Below are 8,050 nucleotides of genomic sequence, written 5' to 3' on the forward strand. Positions count from 1 at the left end.
GAAGATGTGAGTTCTTTCTTCCAGTTTTCCGGAGATATCCGCAGAATTATGTATACCACAAACATCATAGAAGGGCTGAACCGTCAATACAGGAAAGTCACAAAGACAAAGAGTGTGTTTCCAAGTGATACCGCTCTTGAAAAGATGCTGTTTCTTGCGAGCAGAAATGTAACAAAGAAGTGGACGCAGCGTTATCGGAACTGGGATCAAGTGTTGAACCAACTGATTCTTTTATATGACGAGAGACTGACAGCATACCTGTAAAAGGAAAACAGGAGTGGATGAAAAACTATTCCGCTCCTGTCTTCCCCTTATTCCTTCGGCATTTATAGTATTCCCAGAAAATCCCAGCTTATTCCTGAGGCCGGGTGTGGGCAGAGCCCACGAAAAAGGGATTACCGATGCCGTTATTTGTGCTGCAAAAAATTTTAAAATTCATGTATAACATGAGTCAAATGGGTAATACTATAAACAGATAAGTAATTCGACAGCAAAAAAGCAGAAGTTCCGACAAGACAATTATACATATCTGTTTCTTATCAAAGAAGAATTTTTCCCATAGACACAGAAAATTTTACGCCCTCCCTGGATCTTATGATGAAGTTTGTTTATGTTATACCCGATCGCCAACAGGACACTCTGGGCGGTTACATTTGCATTCCCTCGATATAAATATCGCCTGAATTCCATATCCTCTTTTAGGTTTGCAAAGCTTCCTTCTACCTGTATGCTCCGGTTCATCCGGAGCTGTGTTCCATAATCACTGGTAATCCGTTTGATTGTTTCCTGACGTTTTTCTTTCATCTTTTTCGAAACATACAGTACTTTCTGCCGGTCCTCCATTGGGGTTTTACAGTTGTTTCCCCTGATGCAGTCTGTTTTGAAAGGGCACCCGCTGCATCCGCTGCTCCGATATACGGTAACGGTTCTCCGGTATCCACTGGCCGTCTTTTCTCTCTTTTCATCCTGTACAGTCAATACCTGTCCATTTTTACAGTAATAACAGTCCGCTTTCTCATCGTATTTCATGTGTTCCATCCGCCCGATATCCTGACGGTATTTTCGGGTTTTGGAAATCTCATAGTTCTGGGGTTTGATATAAGCCAGCTGACCGTTTTCTTCGAGAAACAGGTAATTCTCTTCGCTTTCATATCCTGCATCTGCCACAATCTCCTGATATTTAAACGGAAGATGCAGCTCCATATCTTTCAGGAATGGGATCAATGTCCTCGTATCTGTAGGACGAGAACTGATATCCAACCATGTGATGTATTCCGAATCTACTCCATGCTGAAGATTATAAGCCGGTTTCAGCTGCCCATTGTGCATGGCATCTTCTTTCATCCGCATAAAAGTCGCATCCGGGTCTGTTTTGGAATAACTGTTGCGGTCGCCGCATACATAAAGCTTTTTATTGTATTCCTTCAGTTTTGCTATGTATGTTTCCAGAGTTTCCAGCGATTTCTGAAGAAGTGTTTTCCGCCGTCCGGTTCCATGAACAAAGGCAATCCCTTCCTCCTGCCTGATCCTGCACAGCTTTTTCCGCAGTCTTTTTAATGTGTGAAGGGAGATTTTCCCATTATAAGCGATCCTGAAACCGTAAAGATTTTCGCACTCTTCCACAAAGACAGGGATCTTATCGAAAAGTTTTGCCTGATTTTTCGTAACGGCCTTTTTCCAGACAAACGTATATTTATTTGCAGCAGATTCTATTTTCGTTCCATCAATAAAGATACTTTTTCCGGAAATCTCTCCAAGGGAATATAAGAGTTTGGATACCTCGGCCAATGTCTTTTTCGAGCATTGCGCGAAATGCAGAGAAATAAAACGTGCAAAGGTCGCATGGTCAGGTGCTGGTTTTCCTTCCAAAAGATACATGAAGTTGATGTCCCTGCGGCATGCTGTTTCGATATCCCGGCTGGAATAGATCCGGTTCATACTGGCGTAGACCATGATCTTAAACAGCTGTCTCGGAGTCGCCTGATTTTTCTTTATCTTTCCATAAGTCTGATAAAGATCGCTGAGTTCCATTCCCTCCACAAATGCACTCAGAAGACGGACCGGATCATCTGCCGGGATCAAAATTTCCACATCCAGCGGAAGTTTGATTTGATAGTACAGAGAAGATAGGGTATAATCTTTCTGTAAGAGTTTATTTAGTCGCATAAATAAATTTTACACCAAGAGCCAGGCCTTGCACAGACCTGGCTTTTATTGTATCAAGAAAACCACGCGATAGTCGCGTGGTTCCATGAAAGCTTTAGCGGTGTATTCAGAAATAAAAACTCCTAATGTGTATAATAAAAACGTGACCTGCCAGTTACGTAAATAAAAACACATTAGGAGGACCGTATAATGTCAGAACAAAATACAGACGTAAAAAGCTTAGCACATACAAAATGGAATTGCAAATATCATGTGGTGTTTGCTCCGAAATATCGAAGGAAAGTATTTTTTAGCGAAAAGAAAGAAGCGATTCGGGAAATAATCAGAACGCTGTGCCAATGGAAAGGGGTTGAGATAATAGAAGGAGAAGTCTGCCCGGATCATATTCATTTACTTCTGAGTATCCCGCCCAAAATGAGCGTTTCGGGATTCATGGGGTACTTAAAGGGGAAAAGTAGTTTAATGATATTTCAGAGATTCGGGAATATGAAATTCGCATACCGAAACCGCGAGTTTTGGTGTAAGGGATACTATGTGGATACAGTGGGGAAGAACACTGCAGCAATAAAAAGTTACATAGCCAATCAGCTAAAGCAAGATAGGGAAATGGATCAGATTAGCCTATTCGATCCGAGAGACCCGTTTACGGGTAGCAAGTAATCCTGAGCGTGGCTGGCAGGCCGATAAAAAGCGCACTTGTGCGTGGCTAGTAGTATTAGGGCTATGCCCGAAAATGAAAAACCACCCGCTGTGTGGGTGGATATTTATTCTCTGCAAAAAAGTGCTGCCGCACTAATTTAGTGCGACAGCCCCTTCTTAAGACGTAGGCGGAGTATATTTGTGAAAATATGATGGAGCAATTATCGTAACTGTGGTAAAATTTAAATAGAATTATACCAGTACATGAATTATGTTTTAGATAGAATTCATGCGCCTATAAAGAATGAATTTTAGAGGAAATAGAATGGAAAAGAAAAAAGTAACACAAGAAGATATTATGAAACTGTTAGACTCTTGTTATGAAAAATGTTTAAATGGAATACCGATGGTCAGTCCGGGTGTTGAAGATATGGCAAACGATTATTTATCAAAGCATGAGACAAAGGAAAAAGCTTGTAGAGCTATGCTGAAGAATCAAATCGCAAAATGTACGACATCTGGAGTTGTAACAGGCTTTGGTGGATTTATAACAATGCCGGTTGCGATACCTGCAAATATCGGAAGTGTAATTTATGTGCAAATGAGGATGATAGCCTGCACAGCATATATGGCAGATTATGATCTGAATAGTGATCAGACGCAAACTTTTGTATATGCTTGTCTTGCAGGAGTGGCAGTGAATAGTTTGTTGAAACAGGCAGGAATCAAATTTGGTGTAAAATTTGCAAATGGTGTTATAAAAAAGATACCAGGAAAGGTATTAACAAAGATTAATCAGAAGGTTGGCTTCAGATTTATTACGAAATTTGGTTCGAAAGGCATTGTAAATCTTGGAAAGATGTTACCAGGAGTAGGTGCTATTGTAGGTGGCGGACTGGACTTAGTGGAAACGAAGGTTATCGCAGATCGTGCATACAAATGGTTTATGACGGGAGACTTTTCTGTCAAAGGTGAGAGTAACGATGATATTATAGATATAGATGATAATGATTACAATATAGAGAAGTCAGACGAAAAGCAGTATTATTAGGATCCGAGAGAGGGGATATATATGGCATCTAGTAAAACGTATTTAGAATTTGTTTTGGAACAGTTATCTGGATTAGAGGATATTTCATATAGAGCAATGATGGGAGAATTCATTATTTATTATCGGGGTAAAATTATAGGTGGTATTTATGATGATAGATTGCTTGTGAAACCGACGAAATCAGCAGTTGCATATATGCCAACGGCTTCGTATGAACAGCCGTATGAGGGGGCAAAAGAAATGCTATTAGTAGAGGAAGTGGATAATAAAGAATTTTTGGTGGAATTGCTAAGCAACATGTATGGTGAATTACCGCTACCTAAATCAAAAAAGAAAAAATAGTTATTATGAATTATTGATTACTATAATGCGTAAAGTTATTATAATAAAAATGGTCTAAATTAACATACTATAAGGAGAAAAAGATGTTAGAGAAAGAATTGGATATATTTGAAGAATTTGAAATGGAAGATGAGGAGGAGATTGCAATTAGACCATATGAGGTGGATTGCCTTCCAAACGACTACAATATAACAACGTTGATTTCGTTAATTGAAAGAGGATATATGAAAATTCCATCTTTCCAGCGTAACTATGTCTGGAAAAAGGACATGGCTTCAAAATTTATAGAATCAATAATCATTGGATTGCCAATACCACAAATCTTTCTTTTTGAAAGAGAAAGGAACAATTTCTTGGTTATTGATGGGCAACAGAGACTTGTAACAATCTATTTGTTTAAGAAACAACGTTTCCCGAAGAATGCAGAAGCAAGAGGAATAATTAGAAAATATTTATCATTAGGAAAACAAATTCCAGATAGTGAACTTGCAAGTGATAACTTTGAAGATTTTAAATTAAAATTGGCATCTGTAGATGATCAAGAAAATCAACTTAATAAATTGAAATATGATACGTTGACTACGATTGAAAAGTATGATTTTAAAGGGGAATTTGATTTTAATCGTACAATTAGAACGATTACCATAAAGCAAATTGTACCATGTGAAGATGATTCATCTATGTTTGAAATTTTTAGTCGGCTTAATAGTGGTGGAGTGATGTTACGTCCACAGGAAATCCGTATGAGTATTTATTATTCTCCATTTTATGAAACTTTAGTATCAAAGTTAAATGGTAACGAAACTTGGAGAAAATTTGTAGGGAAGAAAGAACCGGATTTGCATATGGGTGATATAGAAGTTTTAGTGCGTGCGTTTGCAATGCTAGATATGGCTGATAAGTATAAATCTCCACTGAAAAATTTTTTGAATGGTTTTTCAAAGAAAGCCATGAAATTTACAAAAGAAGAAATTGAAAACTGTTCAAGAATATTTAACCAGTTTTGTGAAAGTTGTAATTCTTTACCAGAAGACGCATTTAGAAATGATAAGAATAAATTTGTTATTTCTCTTTTTGAAGCAGTTTTTGTAGCAGTTTGTGAGAAAATAAAAAAGGAAGGAACAAAGAATAAAAGGATTACAAATGATAGCTTTAATCAATTGAAAAAGGATACTTCTTTTGCAGAGGCATCTCAAGGAAGTACTGCAAGTGCAGGATCAGTTAAAATTAGGCTAGAAAGAGCACGTGCTATTATTGAATTGAAATAGAGGTAGAATATATGGAGATGAACGAGACTATTCCATTTATTGATGATTTAGTGGAAGATTTCAATAAAGTACAAGAAATAGTTTTGCCAAAAGAACCTACAACAGCTCAAAATCTATCTGTTCATTTAACAAAAATACTGATTTTAGCATGTGCCAGTTATTATGAACAACAATTGCAAGAGGCATATACAAATTATGCACAGCGAGAGTCTGATAGATATGGAGACAGACCACATGGGTTTGATAATGACAAAAGAGATAAAAGTGTATATCAGAAATTTTCTTTTGGAAGAATTGAAGATTCGGGAGATTGCAGACAGTTACCGGAAGTAAAACGGATGTTAGAACCATTGAAATTTTTTGGAGAGAAATTTCAGGATAAAGTATATAATGAAATAAATGGTAACGAAGAGAAAGAAAGACAACTAAAGGCATTTCAGGAAATTTTTGCAATTCGTAATCTTATTGCTCACCAGACCTTTGTTGAATTTACAAGTAATAGAATCAGAGGGAAATCTTTTTCTGATATAAAACAAATGCATGAGGATGCACTTGAATTTGTAAGGTATTTAAAGACAAAATTCTCATAGTGATTTTTATAAAAATAATGTATAATACATAAAAAGATTGACACCATATACGACACCACATATAATATACGTAGGAGGTATAACAAATGTCAAAGTGGGATAAACTGATAACACGTATATGCAATTTATCGAAAGACCTCCGATTTGATGAGTTACGGAAGGTATTGGAAAGCTACGGATACGAAATGAATGCACCAAGAAGTGGAAGCAGTCATTACACTTTCAGAAAGCAAGGGTGTATGCCAATTACAATACCAAAGCATGAACCAATCAAGAAAGTATATGTAGAAATGGTAAGGCAGATTGTAGAAAGTGAGGCGAAGAATGATGAAGACGCTGAATGATTATATGACAATGTCCTATCGTATGGAAATTGTGGAAGACAAAGATGAAGGCGGATTTGTAGTTTCTTATCCGGATTTGCCTGGTTGCATTACTTGTGGTGAGACAGTGGAGAGTGCGGTAGCAAATGCACTGGATGCAAAAAAAGCATGGATTGAAGCTGCATTAGAAGACGGTGTAGAGATTCATGAACCAGACAGTCTGGAAGACTATTCTGGACAGTTTAAATTAAGAATTCCACGAAGCCTACACAGATCACTGGCAGAGCATTCTCAGAGAGAAGGAATCAGTATGAATCAGTATTGCGTGTACCTTCTTTCCAGAAATGATGCAGTGTATTCAAAATAAAGAATGTGTAGGGTTGGTAAAGAGAAATTTACAGTCTATAAAACAATTTAATAGTGGAGGGGTACAATGGATAAGGTATGTTTTATAATAACACCTATTGGAAAAGAAGGTACAGAAATACGAAAAAATGCAGATGAAGTTTTAGAATATATTATCAATCCAGTCTGTGACTCGTTTGGTTATTCTGTTGTGCGAGCTGATAAAATGACAAACAGTGGATTAATTACGAAGGCGATTATAGAACAAATTATTTCTGCTGATTTAGTAATTGCTGATTTGACTGGAAGTAATCCAAATGTATTTTATGAATTAGCTATTAGACATTCATATCGTAAACCGGCGATTCAGATTATAAAGGGAGACGTGAATATACCTTTTGATATAGCTAATATGAGAACTATATCATATGAAACAACATTGAGTGGTGCTGATTTAGCTAAGAAGGATATTGAGGCTATGATGCAAGCTATTGAAAATGGTGAAACGGTTCATAACCCAGTTAGTGAAGTAAGTGCATTGTTAAATATATCAGAGAATAGTGCAGTAGAAAATGCGGAGATATTATCAACATTGTTACTAGAAGTGCAACAAATTCCAGATAGTATGAAAGAACTTGAAAGCAATATTGAAACTAGATTTTCACAAATGCTTTCTGCATTTATAGAAACAATAAAACATGAACAAGTTGGTAGTGCTGTTAAGCCAGAGGACAAATTACTTGAAATTTTTATGAATAAGTTGATGGAGAATCCACAAAAGGGAATGCAGAGTTTTGATGCATTAATGAAATTACAAGAAAAGATGGATAAAGCCCAAAATAATCAAAAATAAAAGTTCTGGCAACAAATTGGCAACAGAAAATCAGTGAGCCAAAGTAATATATACAACTGAAATAAAATAACGGCAAAAAAGATACAAAACTTAAACAAATGTGTTTAAGAATATCTTTGGATTTGCCGAGTTTGAGTAAGTAAAGAAATCTGAGAACCCGCATAAACAGGGCGTTTGCGACGCATTAGGGGTCTATTTGATAACAAAATGATAACACTGGATGAAAAGCATTTATTCACTTTTCGTCAGAGGTTATCAGGTAAATCCAACTGAAACCGATAGAAAAGGTCTTACTGAATTGAGTGAAATCAATTTGGCAAGACCTTTTTTGTTGGCTTTTTTTAATCTGTATTGGTAAGTAGGTAATCATCCGTATCTTCAAATCCCTTCCTGCATTTGATAAGATGTTCTCAAATGATGGAGGTGATACCAATAGAGATGGATGGCAATAAAATCTCAAAAACTGATCTCTG

11 protein-coding genes are annotated in these 8,050 nt (G+C 36.7%); 10 read left to right on the top strand and 1 reads right to left on the bottom strand.

Annotation, left to right across the window (positions count from 1 at the left end; genetic code table 11):
• A partial coding sequence (locus B5G00_RS18170) for a transposase (RefSeq protein WP_140403181.1) occupies positions 1-264 on the top strand: 264 nt, incomplete at its 5' end.
• A gap of 13 nt (positions 265-277) precedes the next feature.
• Positions 278-445: a hypothetical protein gene (locus tag B5G00_RS18960; protein WP_158229663.1), complete on the top strand. Its 168-nt coding sequence runs from the start codon at positions 278-280 to the stop codon at positions 443-445.
• A gap of 74 nt (positions 446-519) precedes the next feature.
• Here the strand turns inward: B5G00_RS18960 and B5G00_RS18175 are convergent, their stop codons facing one another.
• On the bottom strand, positions 520-2,166 hold the full coding sequence (locus tag B5G00_RS18175) for an IS1182 family transposase (protein ID WP_087275045.1): 1,647 nt from the start codon (positions 2,164-2,166) through the stop codon (positions 520-522).
• Positions 2,167-2,355: 189 nt separating this feature from the next.
• Here B5G00_RS18175 and tnpA point away from each other — a divergent pair, with 189 nt between their 5' ends.
• The 8 genes from tnpA to B5G00_RS18215 all read left to right on the top strand — a co-directional run bounded on the left by tnpA (position 2,356) and on the right by B5G00_RS18215 (position 7,577).
• A complete protein-coding gene (gene tnpA, locus B5G00_RS18180) occupies positions 2,356-2,826 on the top strand; it encodes an IS200/IS605 family transposase (RefSeq protein WP_087275046.1) in 471 nt (156 codons plus the stop codon).
• Positions 2,827-3,130: 304 nt separating this feature from the next.
• Positions 3,131-3,856 carry an EcsC family protein gene (locus B5G00_RS18185; protein WP_087275047.1) on the top strand — a complete coding sequence of 242 codons (726 nt, stop codon included), beginning with the start codon at positions 3,131-3,133 and terminating at the stop codon, positions 3,854-3,856.
• A gap of 21 nt (positions 3,857-3,877) precedes the next feature.
• Positions 3,878-4,198, top strand: a complete 321-nt coding sequence (locus B5G00_RS18190) for a TfoX/Sxy family protein (RefSeq protein WP_087275048.1) — start codon at positions 3,878-3,880, stop codon at positions 4,196-4,198.
• Positions 4,199-4,281: 83 nt separating this feature from the next.
• On the top strand, positions 4,282-5,466 hold the full coding sequence (locus tag B5G00_RS18195) for a GmrSD restriction endonuclease domain-containing protein (protein WP_087275049.1): 1,185 nt from the start codon (positions 4,282-4,284) through the stop codon (positions 5,464-5,466).
• A gap of 11 nt (positions 5,467-5,477) precedes the next feature.
• Positions 5,478-6,056 carry a HEPN domain-containing protein gene (locus B5G00_RS18200; protein ID WP_087275050.1) on the top strand — a complete coding sequence of 193 codons (579 nt, stop codon included), beginning with the start codon at positions 5,478-5,480 and terminating at the stop codon, positions 6,054-6,056.
• A gap of 86 nt (positions 6,057-6,142) precedes the next feature.
• Positions 6,143-6,400, top strand: coding sequence for a type II toxin-antitoxin system HicA family toxin (locus B5G00_RS18205; RefSeq protein ID WP_055054195.1), 258 nt, complete (start codon positions 6,143-6,145; stop codon positions 6,398-6,400).
• Positions 6,384-6,746, top strand: coding sequence for a type II toxin-antitoxin system HicB family antitoxin (locus tag B5G00_RS18210; protein ID WP_087275051.1), 363 nt, complete (start codon positions 6,384-6,386; stop codon positions 6,744-6,746). The genes B5G00_RS18205 and B5G00_RS18210 overlap by 17 nt, the downstream gene beginning before the upstream one ends.
• A gap of 66 nt (positions 6,747-6,812) precedes the next feature.
• A complete protein-coding gene (locus B5G00_RS18215; RefSeq protein ID WP_087275052.1) occupies positions 6,813-7,577 on the top strand; it encodes a hypothetical protein in 765 nt (254 codons plus the stop codon).
• The last annotated feature ends 473 nt before the right edge of the window (positions 7,578-8,050 follow it).

The sequence above is a fragment of the Blautia sp. An46 genome (assembly GCF_002161645.1).
Classification (GTDB): domain Bacteria; phylum Bacillota; class Clostridia; order Lachnospirales; family Lachnospiraceae; genus Blautia; species Blautia ornithocaccae.